Origin of the sequence: Cryobacterium sp. Hb1, from assembly GCF_004403585.1 — a bacterium.
GTDB lineage: Bacteria > Actinomycetota > Actinomycetes > Actinomycetales > Microbacteriaceae > Cryobacterium > Cryobacterium lyxosi.
This window is the reverse complement of the sequence record NZ_SOHI01000028.1, coordinates 1-15,945: the sequence shown is the minus strand read 5'-3', so window position 1 is coordinate 15,945 and position 15,945 is coordinate 1. Positions and strand designations below refer to the sequence as shown.

Genomic DNA, 15,945 nt, shown 5'->3' with positions numbered 1-15,945 from the left:
CCGCGGGCGGCGCGGAGTGATTGCCGCAATCTGCTCAGCCATGCGATCCTCGGCAACATCGCGGTCATGCCGGTCCTGCAACGTCAACCAGAATTGCGCCGAGGTGCCGAAGTACCTGGCCAGGCGGAGAGCCGTGTTCGCGGTGATTCGACGCTGGCCGTGCACGACCTCGTTGATGCGGCGAGGCGGCACACCGACGGACACCGCGCTCGAGACGGCCCTCGCGGGCCTCCTCGACCATCAGAAAAGGCTCTGGCGGACTTCCTCGACCTGCAAGAAGCGGCCTTGGCCGGCCTGATTAGACGTTAAACCTAAATTCGACCGGATTCCGTGACAAAGCAACCTCACGCCTGGCGATCGAGGCGCTCGTCATCGTCCGGTGTGATGACCATTCCTTCATGCGTCACTGTCGCTCCGAGCACCTCGCCGTGCTTATCGAGGAACACCACATCAACATCACCCAGCTCGGTCCAGGGCTCCGTGCTCGCAACATCAGGGAAGAAGCCTCCCAGACCGTCGAGCGCCTGAATGATTTCGCGGTCGTAGGCGAACCTACGCTTCACCGCGGTGAGGCGCTGTCGCGCGTAGCCGTTCCCAGGCTTAACACCGACAGTTCTCGTCGATTCCAGGTGCGCCAGTTGCGCGACCAGCGGGTGACCGTCGTCACCGTTGTTGAAGACCAGTTCTATATGGGCAATTCTGGCTCGCAGCGACTGCATCCATTCCCTCTGCGCATCACGCGAGATGGACTGTCCCGATCCAGAAACCATGGCCTTGTTCTCCTCTCGCGACCGACGTTCGCGTCGCGGTCACGCAGGAACGGGACGACGATCAGCTATCTGCGCATGTCACTCCTCGCAGGGAGTCAAACTGTATACGCCGGCCCAGTACGAGCTCACACGTTGAAGCGGAACTCCACCGCGTTCCGTAGCCGATTAACGTCAAGTACGGCGACATCAACGATCACTAATATCAAAACGACAATACGCCAGCGAACGATACTTAGAGCCATCGCTGCCCAAGTCAGACCGTGATGAGCCTCGCTAGCGCACATCTGCACTGACCTGATCGACTTTCAGTCGAGCATGCCCGTTCTCGAACGCCTGACCGCTCACACCAAGCCCATCCAGTTTCAGTTCCCAAGCGAGTCGGGCCTAAGTCGTGGCTGTGTCGTGTTCGTCGATGGTCAACTGGCTAGCTCATCAGCGTCTTTCTCATCGGTCCAGTCGACGCACAACTTCGGTTGATTCCATGTCGCCCCTGGCGATCCCTGCCCTTAGTTCTATCGAGCGTGATCGTTCAACTGGCCTGAGTCGAGTCGATCCTGCCAGGTTCCAAGAATGAATTCGGCGACGGTGACTGTGACATTGACATTGAGTGCCAACCTGGCATGGCGAGCCAGGGCAGCGCTCCGCTCAGACTTGCCGTGATCAATGCCGAGCTCATTGCGCAGCTCGGCAAGCGTTCCAACCGTAACCACAAGAGTGCGCGAGACCTCTGTGATGCCTCGCTCCCGCGGGCGGAAGCTGGAACCGACTCCGCGCTCAATGCGAGAAGGTCAGCGACCATTCGATGCAGCTGGGGTACGTCATCCGTCCTTGGGGAGTCGACAAAACTCTGGTCCAAGACGATCTTGAACAGGCTCTCCACAGGCTCTTGCACGAAGAGATCGTGGCAGCGGGATCAGCAACAAGCCCGTCTCGAATCCGCGTGAGATGATCCTGAAGCACAATTGGGTCTGTCAGAGGCCGCTCTTGAAGCCGAAGCTCGGGTGAGGAACCGTTGAAAGCGCATTCAACCTCGCCCGCGCTGCCGGCACCCTCACCGGCAGCACCCTCGGTAAGGCGCGCTTCGACACGATCCGCCGCACACTGATTCAGATTCCGGCCCGCATCTCGATCTCGGCCCGGAAACACTTCCTGCACCTCCCGGCCAGCTGGCCCTCGGAAACCGGCTGAACAGCCCTGTTGGCGGCGCCCTGCGGCCCGCCAAAAACGGCCACCATTCGACCACCCAGCCCAACAGCGCAACCACACGGGGAACACCACCGGCAGCAAGGCCGACCGCACCGCCATGGCCACCACCAGATACCGCAGATCACACGCCGGTGACCCCGCTCAGCCACGCTGACCAGGGGACAGGGGCTTAGACGACGAACGGCACCGCGTGGATCTCATCGGCGGGGTGACCCGCGCGCTCATGAATGCGCTGAACCGCCTCTTGAGACGGCGCCTCCGATAAACAGTAGACAACTCCAGCTTCCGGGTCAGCCCACGCATGTTTGAAGATCACATTCTCATCACCCTGTATCGCCAGGTCAGCGTCGTGCGCCGCCTTCAAACCTTCCTCAGTCAACCCCGCCATGTTGTGGTGAACATCCATGAACTGCGGCATAGTGACGACCCCTTCTATTTGAAAATTCTGCTGCTCAGGGTACGCGTGAAAGAATCCGCCGTCAACGGACCCATGGAGTCGTACAAGACCCTCGCAGTGGGTGGTGTTGGGGATCGGACCGAGCGTGCCTCAGCAGAAGCCGTTTCAGCTTTCGTCCACCCTCGACGATGTCATCGCGCAGAACCGGCGAATAGAGCATTGTGAAGTAGACCGAGTGTGGAAATTCCGGCCGCACGGTGTTCCAAATATGCGAGGAGGAAACCACATGCGTTATCGCAGTCTTGGAAACAGTGGAGCCGTCATTTCGACGTAGGCTCTCGGGACGATGACCTTCGGAGACGAGGCGACATTCGGTATAAACCGCCCAGTTACGCGCCGCAGGGACCGCGAAGGCCATTCCGACCACGCAGCGAATTCGCCGCTCAAGATATTCCCCGATCCCCCGACGGCGCAAGCCTCTCAAAACCCTTGCAAACCTAGCCGCAAGGCTCCGTCTCACCCGTCAAACCAGTGCAAGCCCGGACCATCCGTCGCGCCGCAAACGGGTCAACTAGGGATCAGGGTCGCGAATTTCCATTCACCCCATAGTCCCGAGCACATCCAAGGGAAACCGCCCGTCCGCACATCGAAAACAGCACGAAAACAACGAATGGCCTCCAAAATCTCGGAGGCCATCCGTTTTGGGCGGGGTTCTTGGAACAGATTCATCCAGTTCCAAGAACATCAGGAGTGCGGGTAGTTCACGAAATTCATTTGCCCAGTCCTGGCGCGGAACATCGGTGCCCAGCCAAATCACTTGTCCATCACATCGCCGGTTTAATTCCGAGTGCAGCGAGTAGCCCGGCGTGTACGCGCGCGGCGCTGCAGAGGTTAGTTTGAAAAGCGGAACTCCACTACGTCGCCGTCCTGCATGACGTATTCCTTGCCCTCAATGCGTGCCTTGCCCTTGGAACGGGCTTCGGCAATCGAACCGGCCGCCATGAGGTCTTCGAAGGAGAAGATCTCCGCCTTGATGAAACCCTTCTGGAAGTCGGTGTGGATGACGCCAGCGGCCTGCGGCGCGGTCCAGCCCTTGTGGATGGTCCAGGCGCGGCACTCTTTGGGGCCGGCCGTGAGGTAGGTCTGCAGGCCGAGTGTGTCGAAGCCGATGCGGGCGAGCTGGTCGAGGCCGCTCTCGGCCTGACCGGTCGAGGCAAGCATCTCGGCGGCGTCTTCAGCATCAAGTTCGCTCAGCTCACTCTCGAGCTTGGCGTCGAGGAAGACGGCGTTCGCGGGAGCGACGAGCGCGGCGAGGGTGTCGAGCCTGGCCTGGTCCTGCAGCACGGCCTCATCGACGTTGAAGACGTAGATGAACGGCTTCGCGGTCAGCAGGCCAAGCTCGCGAATCGGCTCGATATCGAGCGTCGCCGAGGACAGCGGCTGGCCACCGTCGAGGATTGCCTGCGCCTTGAGCGCGGTTTCCAGAACGAGCGGCACCATCTTGCGGCCCTTGACCTCTTTCTCGAAGCGCAGCACGGCCTTCTCGAGGGTCTGCAGGTCGGCGAGGATCAGCTCGGTGTTGATGGTTTCCATATCGCCGGCCGGGTTGACTTTGCCGTCGACGTGCACCACGTCGGGGTCGGCGAATCCGCGGATAACCTGGGCGATGGCATCCGCTTCGCGAATGTTGGCGAGGAACTTGTTGCCGAGGCCCTCCCCCTCGCTCGCGCCACGAACGATGCCGGCGATGTCAACGAACGACACCGGTGCCGGCAACAGGGCCTTGCTGCCATAAATGGTTGCCAGGTCGGCCAGGCGCGAATCGGGCAGGTTCACGATTCCAACGTTGGGCTCAATGGTTGCGAACGGGTAGTTCGCAGCGAGCACGTTGTTCTTGGTCAGGGCGTTGAAGAGGGTGGACTTGCCCACATTGGGGAGTCCGACGATTGCAATAGTAAGAGCCACGAGAGATTATTCTACCGGCAGCTCGGGACGCGGGCTCTGTCGGTGGCCCGTGAGAACATAAGGGGTGCTGAATTTTACCGCGATCGATTTCGAAACCGCCAACTCCTCTGGCGCCTCGGCGTGCTCCGTCGGGATGGTGAAAGTTCGTCACGGCGTGGTCGTCGATTCGGCTTACTGGCTCATTGCCCCACCTCCCGGTCACGATGAATTCTCCGAGTGGAACACTCGTATTCACGGCATCACCGCAGCGGATGTCGTGGGTGCAGCCACCTGGGCCGAGCAGCTTCCGCAGCTGGTCGCCTTCGTCGACGGCGACGACCTCGTGGCCCACAACGCCGGGTTCGACCTCGGCGTGATCAAGACGGCGTCGATCGTGACAGGCCAGCCGGTGCCCGACTTTCGCTATGTCTGCAGCCTGCAGGTGGCCCGCCGCACCTATCATCTGGAGTCGTATCGGCTACCGGTGGCGGCCATGGCGGCCGGTTTTGAGGACTTCTCGCACCACAATGCGCTCGCCGACGCCGAGGCATGTGCGGCCATCATGATTCACGCGGCTGGGCGCCACGAAGTTGACACACTTGAGCAGCTCGCCCACGTGACCCGGGTCAAGGTCGGCGTTATTGGGCCGGTGGCCACCCGGGAGCACGCGTCAACGCACGGTCCGATGGCGCTCAGCTAGTCAGAGCAAGCCAGCAATTCGCCTGATCCGAGTGTCATTTCGGCGATGTCGGTGGACACTGGCAGACTTAAAGCATGGAACCAATGCTGAGTTTGATTGTCGGTCTCGTCATCGGCGCCGCGTTAGGCGCCCTGCTCACGCTGGTGCTCGTACAACGTCGCGGCGCGGGCGCTCCCGGCCACGACTCGCTCGTTGACGACCCCGCTGTGCTTGAGGCACGCCATCAGGTGGCCCTCGCCGAGGCTCGGGCGAGTGAGGCCACCGTTCGCGCCGCCCTGCAGAGTGAGTTATCGGCCGCGCTCGCGACGGTCGACGGTCTCACCGCGCAGATCGACCATGACCGTGCGCGGGCGCGCGAGACCGTCGAACGGCAACGCTCTGACCAGCAGTTGCAGTCCGAGCGGGAGAAGCGCGAACACCTTGTACTCGAAGCCCTGAGCCCCGTGCGCGAGACCCTGCGCACCATGCAGGAAAAGGTCACCGAGCTCGAAACCCAGCGCAGTGAACAGTACGGATCGCTCTCGGAGCAACTCAAGCAAGCCCAGATTTCTGACCAACAGTTGCGGGTGACCACCGAATCGCTCGCGAGCGCACTGCGTTCCAACAGCACCCGCGGTGTGTGGGGAGAGACCCAGCTGCGGCGCGTGGTCGAAGCCGCCGGCCTCGCCCAGTATGTGGATTTCAACACGCAGACCAACATCTCGACAGATGCCGGGCTGGGCCGGCCCGACATGGTCGTGCGCCTGCCCGGCAACAAGTCGATCGCCATCGACGCCAAGGTTCCCCTCGAGCACTACATCGAGGCGAGCACCATTCCCTACACGGCCACCGGCGAGGAAGGCGCCCGCCGCAAGTTGCTGATCGACAAGCATGTGAAAGCTGTGCGCATGCACATCGACGCGCTTGCCAAGAAGACCTACTGGGAAGGTTTCGATGCCAGCCCAGAGTTCGTGATCGCATTTATACCCAGCGAGTCCCTGCTGTCGGCGGCGCTCGAGGCCGACCCGTCAATTCTGGATTACTCGTTCAGTAAACGAGTGGCCCTGGCGTCGCCGGTGAATCTGTGGGCGGTGCTGAAGACGGTGGCTTTCACCTGGCAGCAACAGGCGGTGACCGACGAGGCGCAGAAACTCTTCGACCTTGGCAATGCCCTGTACCAGCGGCTCGGTGCGTTGTCAGGCCATGCCGAGTCGCTGCGCAAAGCGCTCGAGCGCACGGTGGACAGCTACAACAAGTTCGCCAACTCGCTCGAATCCCGGGTGCTCGTGACCGCCCGGCAGTTTCCCGGGATCGACCAGACCAAGATCGGGCTGCTCACCGAACCCACCGTCATCCACGATTCCCCGCGCAAACTGACCGCGCCCGAGTTAGAGGCGCCAGCATCCGAACGCGACACGCTGGACCTTCCATCGCGATTGGACGGCGCTGACTTGAACGGCGCTGACTTGAACGAGGCAAAACACAGCGTGATCGACCGCCGTCTCGCTGGTGTCGACGAATCTGATTCCGAGGTACCCGCGTAGGTCGGTTTCCGCACTGCCATGCGCCGTGCAGGCGACTCACGAAACTGCACGCCTCGCATCTGAAAGAACAGATCCGAGGCGTGCAGTTTCGGTTGGGCCCGAGAAGCCGGTTGAAGTGCTTACAGCCACTTCTCGGCGAGGTGCTCGGCGATGACGCGACGAGCCGTACCGGAACGCGAGCGCAGCACGATGCTTTCGGTGCGAATCATCGGGCCTTTACGACGCACGCCGTCGACCAGTCCGCCGTCGGTCACACCGGTCGCCACGAAGAACGTATTGTCACCGCTGACCATGTCCTCGATCTCCAGCAACTTGTCGATGTCGAGCCCGGCCGCGACGCCACGGGCACGCTCAGCGTCGTCCTTCGGGGCGAGACGACCCTGCATATAACCGCCGAGCGCCTTCAGTGCGCAGGCCGTGGTGATGCCTTCCGGGCTTCCGCCGATACCGACGCACATGTCGATGCGGGTCTCGTAGCGGGCGGCATTGATTCCGCCTGCGACATCGCCGTCGAGCATGAGACGTGTGCCAGCACCGGCACTGCGAATGGCTTCGATCAAGCCAGCGTGGCGCGGACGGTCGAGCACGGCGATCGTCATTTCACCGACTGGCTTTTTCATAGCCTGCGCCAGATCGCGAATGTTATCGGCGATCGGCTGGTCCAGGCTGACGACGCCGCGACCGGCCGCACCGGTGACGATCTTGTCCATGTAAAAGATCGATGAGGCGTCGAGCATGGTGCCACGGTCCGACACTGCGATGACGGAGACCGCGTTCTGGCGGCCGGCGGCCGTGAGGCTCGTGCCGTCAATCGGGTCCACCGCGATATCGCAGGCGGGGCCACGGCCGTTCCCGACGTGCTCCCCGTTGAAGAGCATGGGGGCTTCGTCTTTTTCACCCTCACCGATAACAATGAGGCCGTCGAAGTTGACGGTGCCCAAGAAGACGCGCATAGCGTCGACGGCAGCCTTGTCGGCGGCGTTCTTGTCGCCGCGGCCGATGAAGGGTACGGCACGGATTGCTGCGGCCTCGGTAGCGCGCACGAGCTCCATAGCGAGGTTACGGTCGGGGTGTTGAAACAGAGTGGCGGTCTCGGTGCTGTTCAAAAGGTCCTCCCGGACGTAAGTTCGACTTCGATTACGACGGATGCGCGGCGGGTCGCGCTGATTGTCCGCCCGAGTCACCCTATCGCGAGGGACCACGCCGAACCGGGCATCGCTAGACTCGGTTCACACCCCCGCACATTTTCGAGGAGAAGCAATGCCTATCGCAACCCCCGACCAGTACGCCGCAATGCTCGACACAGCGAAGACCGGCGGGTTCGCCTACCCGGCGTTCAACGTGTCCTCATCTCAGAGCATCAACGCCGTTCTCCAGGGCCTGACCGAGGCCGGATCCGACGGCATCATTCAGGTCACCACTGGTGGAGCCGATTACTTCGCCGGGCACACCGTGAAGAACCGGGCCTCTGGCGCACTCGCGTTCGCCCGCTTTGCGCACTCGGTCGCTGACAACTACCCGATCACCGTCGCGCTGCACACCGATCACTGTCCAGAGAGCGCTCTCGGCGACTTCGTCATCCCGCTCATCGAAGCTTCGGAGTCTGCGGTCGCCGATGGCGGCAAACCCATCTTCCAGTCGCACATGTGGGACGGTTCCGCCATCGCCCTCGACAAGAACCTTGACATCGCCACGGACATTCTGAAGCGCACCCGCGCGATCAACGCCATCCTCGAAGTTGAGATCGGCGCCGTCGGCGGCGAAGAAGACGGCGTTCAGGCCGACGTGAACGAGAACCTGTACACGACCCTCGACGACGCAATCAAAATGGTCGAGGCTCTCGGCCTCGGCGAGCAGGGCCGCTACATGGCCGCCCTTACCTTCGGCAACGTGCATGGTGTCTACAAGACTGGCAACGTGAAGCTGCGCCCGGAACTGCTCAAGGAGATCCAGACCGGTCTCTCCGCCAAGTTCGGGCTCGCCGCCCTGCCGCTCGACCTCGTCTTTCACGGCGGCTCCGGCTCGACCGATGCGGAAATCGCCGAAGCCGTCGCCAATGGTGTCGTGAAGATGAACATCGACACCGACACCCAGTACGCCTTCACCCGCTCGATCGCCGACTACATGCTCAAGAACTACGACAGCGTGATCAAGGTCGACGGCGAAGTCGGCAACAAGAAAGTTTACGACCCGCGCGCGTGGGGCAAGGTGGCCGAGTCGGCCATGGCCGCTCGCGTTGTCGATGCCACCCGCCAGCTCGGCTCAGCCGGGCACTCAAACAGTTAGAGCACGCAGTTAGAGCAATGTCAGAGAACCCGGACTTCGTTCCACCCCCCGCGAAAGACCCACGCCCACGGCCCCAGTACGGCGAACTCGCCCCTGAGGGCTGGTCCTGGCAGCCGCCGCAAGAAGAAGTCGGGGTTGAACCTGCTCCCGCCCCCATTGTCGGGGCGGGAGCAGGCGGGCCGCCACGCGCGAACCAGCCGGTCATTCCGACGGCTCCGCCAGAACCGGAACAGCAGTACCAGCGAGGCCAGCCATCCTGGCCGGCCAAGCGCACCGCGCCACGCTGGGACCGGCCGTTGACTATCGGGCTGCTGGCGTTCGGACTGCTGGCCACCCTGTACGGCGCGTTTTCACTCGGCGCGCTCCCCGAAGCCATGCAGTTGATCTACACCCAGCAGGGGCTCGGCACCTACACGCCCACCGCCAACATCGGCCCGTTGACCACGGTCGGGGCCATCACCGTAGTCTTCGTCTGGCTGGCAACCACGGCGGTGTCGATTGGCCTGCTCCTCAGACACCGCCGAGCGTTCTACGTGCCGATCATCGGGGGCGCCGTCTCGACCGTTGTGCTGTTCTCCTTCATGCTCGCCGCTATGCTCGGCGACCAGACGCTCATCGACTTCCTGAGCCAGCAGTAGCTCGCGCGCCTCGGTCGCCTACTCGGCCGGGGCGGCGCGACCGCCGAAGGCACGGGTATCCATCTCGCCGGAGAGGTCTTTACGCAGTTCTTTGGGCAGCGAGAAGATGAGGTCTTCCTGGGCGGTCTTGACCTGCTCGACGTCGCGGTAACCGGCATCGGCGAGCGCTTCGAGCAGTTCGTCAACTAGTTCTTCGGGAACGGATGCCCCACTCGTCACCCCCACGGTCGCCGCATTATCGAGCCACTCCTGTTTGACCTCGCTTGCGAAGTCGACGCGATACGCCGCCTTGGCACCGTATTCCAGGGCCACCTCGACCAGGCGCACCGAGTTGGACGAGTTCGCGGAACCGACCACGATCACCAGGTCGGAGTCGCGGGCGACCTTCTTGATGGCGACCTGACGGTTCTGGGTGGCGTAGCAGATGTCGTCGCTCGGCGGATCCTGCAGGTTGGGAAAACGCGCCCGCAACCGGCGTACGGTCTCCATGGTCTCGTCGACGCTCAGCGTGGTCTGCGACAGCCAGACGACGCGGTCCGGGTCGCGCACAACGACCGTGTCGGCTTCCTCCGGGCTGCCGACCAGCGTGGTGTGCTCGGGGGCCTCTCCGGCGGTGCCCTCGACCTCTTCGTGGCCTTCGTGGCCGATCAGCAAAATCTGAAAATCGTCGCGGGCGAAGCGCACGGCTTCGCGGTGCACCTTGGTCACGAGCGGGCACGTGGCGTCGATGGCCTGCAGGCCGCGCGCGGCGGCCGCGTTGACGACGGCCGGTGAGACGCCGTGGGCGCTGAAGACGATGTGCGCGCCGTGCGGCACTTCATCGACCTCGTCGACGAAGATCGCACCCAGATTTTCGAGCTCGGAGACCACGTGGATGTTGTGCACGATCTGCTTGCGCACGTAAACCGGGGCGCCGTAGTGCTCGAGCGCCTTCTCGACCGCAATGACCGCACGGTCGACCCCGGCACAGTATCCGCGCGGGGCGGCGAGAAGCACGCGCTTCTGTCCGACCACCGGGGTATCCTTGAGTCTGTTGCGAGCACTGGGAATGCGCGGCATACCCAGGCCGATAACGGGAGGCTTGCTTGTAGTGTGCGCGCTGGTGTTCACCGCCTCAGTCTACGCACGCACGACCGAAGAAATCTGGGAGGATCCGACTGTGCCCACAGCCACCACAACACCCAGGACCACCGCATGACGGACGCCCCCGCCACCGTGGAAGCACCGTGGCCGGTCGCCCTGCTTTCGGGCAAGATTCGCGGTTACATCGAACGTCTCGGGATGGTCTGGGTCGAGGGTGAGATCACCCAGTGGGGCGCGAGCGGCGGCAACGTCTACGGCAAGCTCAAGGACCTCTCCGAAGACGCCACCGTGAGTTTCACCATCTGGTCGTCGGTGCGTGCCAAACTCACCGCCGACTTCAAAGCGGGTGACCGCGTCGTCGCGCTGGTCAAGCCCAACTTCTGGGTCAAGGGTGGCACACTCACCATGCAGGCCTTCGAAATGCGCCACGTCGGGCTCGGTGACCTGCTCGAGCGGCTGGAACGGCTGCGCAAACAGCTCGCCGGCGAGGGCCTGTTCGATGCCTCCCGCAAAAAGCGCCTGCCGTTTCTGCCGCACTGCATCGGCCTCGTGACCGGAAAAGATTCCGACGCCGAGAAAGACGTCATTCGCAACGCCCAGCTGCGCTGGCCGGCCGTCAACTTTCGGGTTGCTCACGCAGCAGTGCAGGGTGATCGTGCCGTTGGCGAGGTCACCAGTGCCATCGCGCGTCTCGATGCTGATCCCGAGGTCGACGTGATCATCGTCGCGCGCGGCGGCGGCGACTTTCAGAACCTGCTCACCTTCAGCGATGAGAGCCTGGTGCGCGCCGCGGCCGCTTGTGTGACGCCGCTGGTCAGCGCGATCGGGCACGAGGCCGACCGTCCGCTGCTCGACGACGTGGCCGACCTGCGAGCATCCACCCCGACGGATGCCGCCAAGCGCGTCGTTCCCGACGTTAGCGACGAGCTGAACCGGGTACAGCAGGCCCGGGCACGTCTCAGCAGCCGGCTCACCGGCATCCTCTCGTCGGAAATCGACCGAATCTCGCAGTTGCGCAGTCGGCCGGTGCTCGTCGACCCGCGCTGGATCATCGACTCCCGCAGCGAAGACCTCACCCGCTACGTTGCGCGCGGCGCCGAACTGACCGGGCGCATTCTCGAGCGCGCCGAGGCCGCCGTGGTGGAACTGCGCTCCCAGCTGCGCGCCCTGTCGCCCCAGGGCACCCTTGACCGTGGTTACGCGATCGCCCAACTGCCTGACGGCCGAGTACTGCGCCGCGCCGATGATTCCCCGGCCGGAACCGAGCTGTTGCTCACCCTGGCCCACGGAACCGTCGCCGCCATTGCGGGCGTCCCCAGCGCTGCGTCGAAATAATTAGACTAGATGTCATGACCTCGCCTGCCCCCGCCATCAGTGATCTCAGCTACGAACAGGCCCGCGATGAGCTCATTCGTGTGGTGAACGAGCTCGAGCAAGGCTCGAGCACCCTGGAGCAGTCGCTGGCGCTGTGGGAACGCGGAGAAGCCCTCGCCCGCCGCTGCGAAGAATGGCTGATCGGCGCCAAAGCCAGACTCGACGCGGCCCGCCTCGCGGCCACAGCGCCCACGACCGAAGACGCCGCGCCCACCAGATGAGCCGCGCTCCCAAACCGCCGCGCATCGTCGCCGAGCTCGGTCGGCCGGAGACTCCGCAGGAGACCACCGACCGGCTCGCCGAGAATTCACGCAAGTATCGCTCGCACAAGACCGTGAACAATCTCGTGCTCTCGCTGCTCGTGACGGTGGGCGCTGTGCTCGTACTCGTACTTCTGGTGCCGCGCAACGACAACCCGATCACTCGCGACGTCGACTACGCGAGCATCGCCGCCCAGGTACAGCCGGTCGTTGATCATCCCCTCGCCAGCCCCGACCTGCCGGATGGCTGGAGCGCCAACGACGCTGAGTGGCAGGCCGGCACCAACGGCCAGGTACCGTCCTGGTATATCGGATTACTCACGCCTGACAACCAGTTCATCGGTTTCAACCAGGCCTTCGACGCGAACCCCACCTGGCTGGCCCAGAAACTGCCCGACTCCCCCGTCGTTGACACCGCCAGTATCGCGGGCGTCACCTGGGACGTCTACCGCAACAGTGCCCCCGCCGCCGATCGGGGCAATTTCGATTACGCGCTTGTGACGACCGCTGGCACGAGCACCTATCTACTCATCGGTACGGCACCCACCGGCGACTTCGAAACCCTCGCCACCGCGTTAGCTGCCAATGTGGCAAAGAATGGAGCCCCATGAACCCCGCATCTATGGCTACCCCATCTCCGGCTGAGGCCTGGAACGAAATGCGCGAAGGCAACGTGCGCTTCGTCGCTGGCTCCCCACGGCACCGCCAGGACGTCGACCGGCGGGCCGAACTGGTTGGCCAGCAGACCCCGCATGCCGCCCTGTTCGGCTGCAGCGACTCCCGCCTCGCCGCCGAAATCATCTTCGACCAGGGCCTCGGTGACCTCTTCGTCGTACGCAATGCCGGCCAGATCATCTCAGAGTCAGTACTCGGCTCCCTGGAATATGCCGTGGCCGTGCTGCACGTTCCGCTGATCCTCGTGCTCGGCCACGACGAGTGCGGTGCGGTGCGCGCCGCCATCGACTCTCAGGCAGAGGATGCCCCGGCCCTTCCCGCACACATCACGCACGTTATCGAAAAGATCGTGCCGGCAGTGCGTCGGGTGAGCGGGCAGCCAATATCCGCTTTCATAGACCCCACCCAAATCGATGCCGGCAACGTGGGCCGGGAACATCTCAAAGACACCGTCACCGAGCTGCTCGAACAGTCCGAGGTGATCAGCGCGGCCATCGCAGAAGGTACATTGGCTATCGTCGGTGCGAACTACGTTCTTCGCGAGGGACACGCCGACCCCAACATCGTGGTTGGCGTCATTTAGACCAGACCACCCGCGTACCCGTTACGCACAGCACGACTCTCATACAGCACCGAAAGGGAATGCACACAGTGGTGGACACCTCCGCACAAACCGGCTACCGGATCGAACATGACACGATGGGTGAGGTCCGCGTTCCAACGGATGCTCTCTACGGTGCCCAAACCCAGCGAGCCGTCGAGAACTTTCCAATCTCCGGCTCCACACTCGAGTCCGCGCAGATCGCCGCTCTCGCCCGGATCAAGAAGTCAGCGGCTCTCGCCAATGCCCAGCTCGGCGTGCTCGATGCGGACATCGCCGACGCGATCGCCTCGGCCGCTGACGAGGTCATCACCGGGCAGTTCGACACCGAATTTCCGATCGATGTGTACCAGACCGGCAGCGGCACCTCCTCGAACATGAACATGAACGAGGTCCTCGCAACCCTCGCGACCCGCGCCCTCGGCCGCTCGGTGCATCCGAACGACCATGTCAACGCGAGCCAGTCCTCGAACGACGTGTTCCCCACTTCGGTGCACATCGCTGTGACGAGCGCCCTGATCGACGAACTCATCCCCTCGCTCGACCACCTCGCTGTCTCTTTCGAGGCCAAAGCGGAACTGTGGAAAGAGGCCGTCAAGGCCGGCCGCACCCACCTGATGGATGCCACCCCGGTCACCCTCGGCCAGGAGTTCGGCGGCTACGCCCGCCAAATGCGCCTCGGCATCGAGCGCATCCGCACGGCACTCCCCCGCGTCGCCGAAGTTCCCCTCGGCGGCACCGCGGTCGGCACCGGCATCAATACTCCGTACGGCTTCCCGCAGCTCGTCATCGAATTGCTCGTGCAGGAAACCGAGCTGCCGATCACCGAAGCGCGTGATCATTTCGAAGCCCAAGCCAACCGCGACGGGCTGGTCGACGCTTCCGGCGCCCTGCGCACCATCGCCGTCTCGCTGACCAAGATCTGCAACGACCTGCGCTGGATGGGATCCGGCCCCAACACCGGGTTCGGCGAGATCAGCATCCCCGACCTGCAGCCTGGCTCATCGATCATGCCCGGCAAAGTCAACCCGGTCATTCCGGAGGCCGTTCTCATGGTCTGCTCCCGCGTCATCGGTAACGATGCCACCATCGCCTGGTCGGGTGCCTCGGGCTCGTTCGAGCTCAACGTCGGTATCCCGGTCATGGGCACCGCCCTGCTCGAGTCCATCCGGCTGCTGACCAACGCAACCCGCGTACTCGCCGACAAGACCGTCGACGGCCTCGTCGCCAACCTTGAGCACGCTCGCGCCCTGGCCGAGAAATCGCCGTCGATCGTCACCCCGCTCAACCGCGTCATCGGCTATGAAGCCGCCGCGAAGGTTGCCAAGAAGGCCGTCGCTGAGGGCCTCACCGTGCGTGAGTCCGTTATCGCCCTCGGCCACGTCGAACGCGGCGACCTGACGCTCGCCGAGCTCGACACCGCGCTCGACGTACTGAGCATGACGCGTCCACCGCAAAAGAAGTAATACAGCAGCACCCGCAACTCGATGCCGACACCTCGCAAATGAGAGGTGTCGGCTTCGGGCGTGCGCCCAAGACCTGGTTTCTTAGCGGGGTACAGAGCACTGGTGCTCAACGGCTGCAGCATCCTTGGTTGTGATCGGCCTTAGACGGTTTCGCGGATGTCGCTCGTCGTCGCATCGCCCCTCCCTGTTTTGATCGCCAACGACCGCAGGTGCGCACTGCTGAGCTTTCGCGTACTGGCACTTTCATGCTCTCACCGGGTTGACCTCCCGCCAGCCTTGAGTACTGTGAACGGAACTTGCAGAAAATACTTCTTCAGTTCCATTCTTTTCAGGAGGTTATCGTGCCGAACGCCATCGAGACCGTCGACGTCAATGTTCCCGTTAGTGTCGCTTACAACCAGTGGACGAAATTCGAGGAATTTCCAAAGTTCCTGACTTTCGTGGAATCCATCACGCAGGTGACCGACACGCTCACCGAGTGGAAGGTGAAAATCGGTGGCGTGGAGCGCACATTTGAGGCTCGGATAACCGAGCAGCACCCCGACGAGCGCGTTGCCTGGAACAGCACCGGCGGCGAGGTCGACCATGCGGGGGTTGTCACGTTCCACAAGTTGGCCGTGAACGAGACTCGCGTGACGGTTCAGCTCGACTGGGAGGCCACCGGGCTGCTTGAGAAGGCCGGAGCCATTCTTGGTGTGGACAATCACGCCATCAAGAAGGACCTCGCCAACTTTAAGGAATTCATCGAGGCGAAGGGAACCGACCCAGGCGGGTGGCGCGGAAACGTCGAGGCCTGACACGGTCGGAAGGACAAGCTCCGAATTGTCCGTGCGGCGTTGGCCGGGAAACTGGCGTAGGCGGAGTAAGTTATGCTGCGCAACCTGGATAGTCATTTTTTCGTTTCGTTCCCCGTAATTTCAACGAATGCTCGTGGACAGTAGAGGACATCTTGATACCTGACTCCCTAACCCAGACCCAGTACGACACCATCTACAACGTGTTCTCCCTCGTGATCGCCTCGC

Annotated in this window: 16 protein-coding genes and 2 pseudogenes; 11 read left to right on the top strand and 7 right to left on the bottom strand. The window is 63.0% G+C overall.

The window, feature by feature from the left end; translation table 11 throughout:
- Window positions 1–12: 12 nt before the first annotated feature.
- From E3T38_RS17145 to E3T38_RS11220, 3 genes and pseudogenes are all read right to left on the bottom strand, one after another.
- Window positions 13–204: pseudogene (locus tag E3T38_RS17145) on the bottom strand (HigA family addiction module antitoxin); the annotation flags it as partial.
- 140 nt (window positions 205–344) lie between these two features.
- The gene (locus tag E3T38_RS11225) at window positions 345–770 is read right to left on the bottom strand and encodes a hypothetical protein (protein ID WP_134548292.1); all 426 of its coding nucleotides are present in this window, start codon (window positions 768–770) and stop codon (window positions 345–347) included.
- Window positions 771–1,282: 512 nt separating this feature from the next.
- Window positions 1,283–1,549: an abortive infection family protein gene (locus tag E3T38_RS11220; protein ID WP_134548529.1), complete on the bottom strand. Its 267-nt coding sequence runs from the start codon at window positions 1,547–1,549 to the stop codon at window positions 1,283–1,285.
- Window positions 1,550–1,790: 241 nt separating this feature from the next.
- Between E3T38_RS11220 and E3T38_RS17140 the strand changes: the two are divergent.
- Window positions 1,791–1,958 (top strand): annotated as a pseudogene (locus E3T38_RS17140) (IS1380 family transposase); the annotation flags it as partial.
- Between the two features lie 187 nt (window positions 1,959–2,145).
- Here the strand turns inward: E3T38_RS17140 and E3T38_RS11215 are convergent.
- Complete coding sequence (locus tag E3T38_RS11215) at window positions 2,146–2,394, bottom strand: SCO4226 family nickel-binding protein (RefSeq protein ID WP_134548291.1); 249 nt, start codon at window positions 2,392–2,394, stop codon at window positions 2,146–2,148.
- Window positions 2,395–3,264: 870 nt separating this feature from the next.
- Window positions 3,265–4,338 carry a redox-regulated ATPase YchF gene (ychF, locus tag E3T38_RS11210; RefSeq protein WP_134548290.1) on the bottom strand — a complete coding sequence of 358 codons (1,074 nt, stop codon included), beginning with the start codon at window positions 4,336–4,338 and terminating at the stop codon, window positions 3,265–3,267.
- 64 nt (window positions 4,339–4,402) lie between these two features.
- Here ychF and E3T38_RS11205 point away from each other — a divergent pair, with 64 nt between their 5' ends.
- Window positions 4,403–5,017: an exonuclease domain-containing protein gene (locus E3T38_RS11205; RefSeq protein WP_134548289.1), complete on the top strand. Its 615-nt coding sequence runs from the start codon at window positions 4,403–4,405 to the stop codon at window positions 5,015–5,017.
- Window positions 5,018–5,091: 74 nt separating this feature from the next.
- Window positions 5,092–6,540, top strand: a complete 1,449-nt coding sequence (gene rmuC, locus E3T38_RS11200) for a DNA recombination protein RmuC (RefSeq protein WP_134548288.1) — start codon at window positions 5,092–5,094, stop codon at window positions 6,538–6,540.
- A gap of 119 nt (window positions 6,541–6,659) precedes the next feature.
- On the opposite strand, the gene glpX is transcribed toward rmuC, so the two are convergent.
- A complete protein-coding gene (glpX, locus tag E3T38_RS11195) occupies window positions 6,660–7,592 on the bottom strand; it encodes a class II fructose-bisphosphatase (RefSeq protein ID WP_104197748.1) in 933 nt (310 codons plus the stop codon).
- A 208-nt stretch (window positions 7,593–7,800) separates the two neighbouring features.
- Here glpX and fbaA point away from each other — a divergent pair, with 208 nt between their 5' ends.
- Both fbaA and E3T38_RS11185 read left to right on the top strand, forming a co-directional pair.
- A complete protein-coding gene (gene fbaA / locus E3T38_RS11190) occupies window positions 7,801–8,826 on the top strand; it encodes a class II fructose-bisphosphate aldolase (protein WP_134548287.1) in 1,026 nt (341 codons plus the stop codon).
- A gap of 17 nt (window positions 8,827–8,843) precedes the next feature.
- Window positions 8,844–9,464 (top strand): DUF6264 family protein, encoded by a 621-nt coding sequence (locus tag E3T38_RS11185; RefSeq protein WP_134548286.1) that lies wholly within the window; start codon window positions 8,844–8,846, stop codon window positions 9,462–9,464.
- Between the two features lie 18 nt (window positions 9,465–9,482).
- On the opposite strand, the gene E3T38_RS11180 is transcribed toward E3T38_RS11185, so the two are convergent.
- Window positions 9,483–10,523: a 4-hydroxy-3-methylbut-2-enyl diphosphate reductase gene (locus tag E3T38_RS11180; protein WP_134548528.1), complete on the bottom strand. Its 1,041-nt coding sequence runs from the start codon at window positions 10,521–10,523 to the stop codon at window positions 9,483–9,485.
- 135 nt (window positions 10,524–10,658) lie between these two features.
- On the opposite strand from E3T38_RS11180, the gene xseA reads away from it, so the two are divergent.
- From xseA to E3T38_RS11150, 6 genes are all read left to right on the top strand, one after another.
- A complete protein-coding gene (gene xseA, locus E3T38_RS11175; RefSeq protein ID WP_134548285.1) occupies window positions 10,659–11,882 on the top strand; it encodes an exodeoxyribonuclease VII large subunit in 1,224 nt (407 codons plus the stop codon).
- Between the two features lie 14 nt (window positions 11,883–11,896).
- Complete coding sequence (locus E3T38_RS11170) at window positions 11,897–12,142, top strand: exodeoxyribonuclease VII small subunit (RefSeq protein ID WP_104197485.1); 246 nt, start codon at window positions 11,897–11,899, stop codon at window positions 12,140–12,142.
- The gene (locus E3T38_RS11165) at window positions 12,139–12,792 is read left to right on the top strand and encodes a DUF4245 domain-containing protein (RefSeq protein ID WP_166805501.1); all 654 of its coding nucleotides are present in this window, start codon (window positions 12,139–12,141) and stop codon (window positions 12,790–12,792) included. The genes E3T38_RS11170 and E3T38_RS11165 overlap by 4 nt, the downstream gene beginning before the upstream one ends.
- Window positions 12,789–13,439, top strand: a complete 651-nt coding sequence (locus tag E3T38_RS11160; RefSeq protein ID WP_304563264.1) for a carbonic anhydrase — start codon at window positions 12,789–12,791, stop codon at window positions 13,437–13,439. Before E3T38_RS11165 ends, E3T38_RS11160 begins: the two co-directional genes overlap by 4 nt.
- Before the next feature lie 59 nt (window positions 13,440–13,498).
- Window positions 13,499–14,923: an aspartate ammonia-lyase gene (locus tag E3T38_RS11155; protein WP_104197482.1), complete on the top strand. Its 1,425-nt coding sequence runs from the start codon at window positions 13,499–13,501 to the stop codon at window positions 14,921–14,923.
- A gap of 341 nt (window positions 14,924–15,264) precedes the next feature.
- Window positions 15,265–15,720, top strand: a complete 456-nt coding sequence (locus E3T38_RS11150; RefSeq protein ID WP_134548283.1) for an SRPBCC family protein — start codon at window positions 15,265–15,267, stop codon at window positions 15,718–15,720.
- Window positions 15,721–15,945 lie beyond the last annotated feature (225 nt).

Bases quoted from the DNA above. Each gene is read 5' to 3' on its own strand.
- fbaA (WP_134548287.1), top strand. From the start codon at position 7,801: ATGCCTATCGCAACCCCCGACCAGTACGCCGCAATGCTCGACACAGCG.
- E3T38_RS11225 (WP_134548292.1), bottom strand. From the start codon at position 770: ATGGTTTCTGGATCGGGACAGTCCATCTCGCGTGATGCGCAGAGGGAA.
- E3T38_RS11170 (WP_104197485.1), top strand. From the start codon at position 11,897: ATGACCTCGCCTGCCCCCGCCATCAGTGATCTCAGCTACGAACAGGCC.
- E3T38_RS11165 (WP_166805501.1), top strand. From the start codon at position 12,139: ATGAGCCGCGCTCCCAAACCGCCGCGCATCGTCGCCGAGCTCGGTCGG.
- E3T38_RS11215 (WP_134548291.1), bottom strand. From the start codon at position 2,394: ATGCCGCAGTTCATGGATGTTCACCACAACATGGCGGGGTTGACTGAG.
- E3T38_RS11180 (WP_134548528.1), bottom strand. From the start codon at position 10,523: ATGCCGCGCATTCCCAGTGCTCGCAACAGACTCAAGGATACCCCGGTG.
- xseA (WP_134548285.1), top strand. From the start codon at position 10,659: ATGACGGACGCCCCCGCCACCGTGGAAGCACCGTGGCCGGTCGCCCTG.
- rmuC (WP_134548288.1), top strand. From the start codon at position 5,092: ATGGAACCAATGCTGAGTTTGATTGTCGGTCTCGTCATCGGCGCCGCG.
- E3T38_RS11155 (WP_104197482.1), top strand. From the start codon at position 13,499: ATGCACACAGTGGTGGACACCTCCGCACAAACCGGCTACCGGATCGAA.
- E3T38_RS11160 (WP_304563264.1), top strand. From the start codon at position 12,789: ATGAACCCCGCATCTATGGCTACCCCATCTCCGGCTGAGGCCTGGAAC.
- glpX (WP_104197748.1), bottom strand. From the start codon at position 7,592: ATGGAGCTCGTGCGCGCTACCGAGGCCGCAGCAATCCGTGCCGTACCC.
- E3T38_RS11185 (WP_134548286.1), top strand. From the start codon at position 8,844: ATGTCAGAGAACCCGGACTTCGTTCCACCCCCCGCGAAAGACCCACGC.